Annotated in this window: 3 protein-coding genes; all 3 read right to left on the bottom strand. The window is 66.4% G+C overall.

All coding sequences use genetic code 11. The features are described 5' to 3' along the window. Nucleotides 1-26: 26 nt before the first annotated feature. Nucleotides 27-1325 carry an ATP-dependent Clp protease ATP-binding subunit ClpX gene (gene clpX, locus ACWGIG_RS38175; RefSeq protein ID WP_453326322.1) on the bottom strand — a complete coding sequence of 433 codons (1299 nt, stop codon included), beginning with the start codon at nt 1323-1325 and terminating at the stop codon, nt 27-29. A gap of 170 nt (nt 1326-1495) precedes the next feature. Then, the gene (locus ACWGIG_RS38170) at nt 1496-2173 is read right to left on the bottom strand and encodes an ATP-dependent Clp protease proteolytic subunit (protein ID WP_453326321.1); all 678 of its coding nucleotides are present in this window, start codon (nt 2171-2173) and stop codon (nt 1496-1498) included. A 49-nt stretch (nt 2174-2222) separates the two neighbouring features. Beyond that, nucleotides 2223-2840 (bottom strand): ATP-dependent Clp protease proteolytic subunit, encoded by a 618-nt coding sequence (locus ACWGIG_RS38165; protein WP_453326320.1) that lies wholly within the window; start codon nt 2838-2840, stop codon nt 2223-2225. Between the last annotated feature and the right edge of the window lie 194 nt (nt 2841-3034).

Here is a 3034-nt window from a genome sequence, read left to right as displayed (position 1 = left end):
CTCCTGCTTCGTGCGTACGGAGAGAACTAGGCGGACTTCTCGTGCCGCCCGTCCTCGCCCTTGCCGATGATGCGCGGCTCGCGCGGCACCAGGGTCGGGTTGACGTTGGAGTGGACGACTTCCTCGGTGATGACGACACGGGCGACGTCCTTGCGGGACGGGACCTCGTACATCACCGACTGGAGGACCTCCTCCATGATGGCCCGCAGGCCACGCGCGCCGGTGCCGCGCAGGATCGCCTGGTCCGCGATGGCCTCCAGCGCCGGGAGGTCGAAGTCCAGCTCCACGCCGTCGAGTTCGAAGAGGCGCTGGTACTGCTTCACCAGTGCGTTGCGCGGCTCGACGAGGATCTTGAGCAGGGCCTCGCGGTCGAGGTTGTGCACGGAGGTGATCACCGGCAGACGGCCGATGAATTCCGGGATCATCCCGAACTTCACCAGGTCCTCCGGCATGATCTCCGAGAACTGGTCGCTCGCCTGGATCTCCCGCTTGGAGCGGATCGTCGCGCCGAAGCCGATGCCCTTGGCACCGGCCCGCGACTCGATGATCTTCTCCAGACCGGAGAACGCACCGCCCACGATGAACAGCACGTTCGTCGTGTCGATCTGGATGAACTCCTGGTGCGGGTGCTTGCGCCCGCCCTGCGGAGGTACGGAGGCGGTCGTGCCTTCGAGGATCTTCAGCAGCGCCTGCTGAACGCCTTCGCCGGACACATCGCGGGTGATCGACGGGTTCTCGCTCTTGCGGGCGACCTTGTCGATCTCGTCGATGTAGATGATCCCGGTCTCGGCCTTCTTGACGTCGTAGTCCGCCGCCTGGATCAGCTTCAGCAGGATGTTCTCGACGTCCTCGCCGACGTAACCGGCCTCGGTGAGGGCGGTGGCGTCCGCGATGGCGAACGGCACGTTCAGCATCCGGGCGAGGGTCTGCGCGAGCAGCGTCTTGCCGGAGCCGGTCGGGCCGAGCAGCAGGATGTTGGACTTGGCGAGCTCGATCGCGTCCTCGCGGCTCGCACCGCCGCCGTTCTCACCGGCCTGGACGCGCTTGTAGTGGTTGTAGACCGCCACCGAGAGGGCCTTCTTCGCGGGCTCCTGCCCGACGACGTATCCCTCAAGGAACTCGTAGATCTCACGAGGCTTGGGAAGTTCCTCCCAGCGGACCTCGCTCGTCTCGGCGAGCTCCTCCTCGATGATCTCGTTGCAGAGATCGATGCACTCGTCGCAGATGTACACACCGGGACCTGCGATGAGCTTCTTCACCTGCTTCTGGCTCTTTCCGCAGAACGAGCACTTCAGCAGGTCTCCGCCGTCACCGATGCGTGCCACGAGGTGAATCCCCTTCGCCTGGGAAGCCGCCTGGTGCAGCGGCTCCTGGTGCCTCAATCTTCGACGGTACCTTGCCCGACCCCCCGTTCGGGCCCCCCTTGGCACGGTTCACGATGACGTGCACCGTGCCAAGGGGTGGGCAGGACCCGTTACTTCCTTCGGCCGGAGCTTCAGGCCGCAGCCGCGGCCGTCGTCTTGCGGGTCGAGACGATCTGGTCGACCAGGCCGTACGCCAGGGCGTCGTCGGCCGTGAGGATCTTGTCGCGCTCGATGTCGTCGCGGATCTTCTCGATCGGCGTGGTGGAGTGCTTCGCGAGCAGCTCCTCCAGCTGGGTCCGCATGCGCAGGATCTCGTTGGCCGCGATCTCCAGGTCGGAGAGCTGCTCGCGGCCGGTCTGCGAGGACGGCTGGTGGATCAGCACGCGGGCGTTCGGGAGCGCCATGCGCTTGCCCGGCGTGCCGGCGGCGAGCAGGACGGCGGCGGCGGAGGCCGCCTGGCCCATGCAGACCGTCTGGATGTCGGGCTTCACGAACTGCATCGTGTCGTAGATGGCCGTCAGCGCGGTGAAGGAGCCGCCGGGGCTGTTGATGTAGATCGAGATGTCGCGGTCGGGGTCCATCGACTCCAGGCACAGCAGCTGTGCCATGACGTCGTTGGCGGACGCGTCGTCGATCTGCACGCCGAGGAAGATCACGCGCTCCTCGAAGAGCTTCGCGTACGGGTCGTACTCACGGACGCCCTGCGAGGTGCGCTCGACGAAGCGCGGCACGATGTAGCGGTTGTCCACCTGCGGGCCGGTGTAGAGGCCGTTGGGGGCGGAGAAGTTGCTCATGTGGGTGTTCACCATCCTGGTGGCGTTCTGGGGTGGAAGTTGCGAAGCGGTTGGGGCGCCGGGGTCAGGCCCCGGTGCCGCCGCCGCCCGGAACGCCCGAAGCAGCGGTGATGATCTCGTCGATGAGGCCGTAGTCCTTGGCCTCTTCGGCGGTGTACCAGCGGTCGCGGTCGCCGTCGCGGATGATCGCCTCGACGGTCTGGCCGGAGTGCAGGGCGGTGATCTCCGCCATGCGCTTCTTGGTACGCAGCAGGTACTCGGCCTGGATCTTGATGTCCGATGCCGTACCGCCGATGCCCGCGGAGCCCTGGTGCATCAGGATGTCCGTGTGCGGGAGCGCGAAGCGCTTGCCCGCGGTGCCGCCGGTCAGCAGGAACTGGCCCATGGAGGCCGCCATGCCCATGCCGATGGTTACGACGTCGTTCGGGATGTACTGCATGGTGTCGTAGACCGCCATGCCGGCCGAGACCGAGCCGCCGGGGCTGTTGATGTAGAGGTAGATGTCCTTCTCCGGCTCGGCGGCCAGGAGGAGGAGCTGCGCCGTGATCTTGTTGGCGATGTCGTCGTCGACCTGCTGGCCGAGGAAGATGATGCGCTCGCCAAGCAGTCGGCTGTAGACCTGGTCGCCGAGGCCTCCACCGAGGAACTGCTCGCCGGCGGCGTAGGGCATCAGATTCGTCACGTATTCCACCTGCTCGTCTCTGACGGCTCCGGCCGTCTCAGCGTCTTTGTCCGGGGGGTCGGGTATCCCACCCAACCCGCCTACTCATGGACCCTAACGCGCAGGTAGGACAACGCCATCCCGCTTCCGGAACTGTTCGCTGGGAGCGCAAGGTCGTGGGATCAGGTGTGCGGGCCCGTCGTACGGGGCGAGGG

The sequence above is a fragment of the Streptomyces sp. NPDC054863 genome (assembly GCF_053610825.1).
Note: the sequence above shows the minus strand (reverse complement) of the source record. Positions and strands in the feature narration are given on the sequence as shown.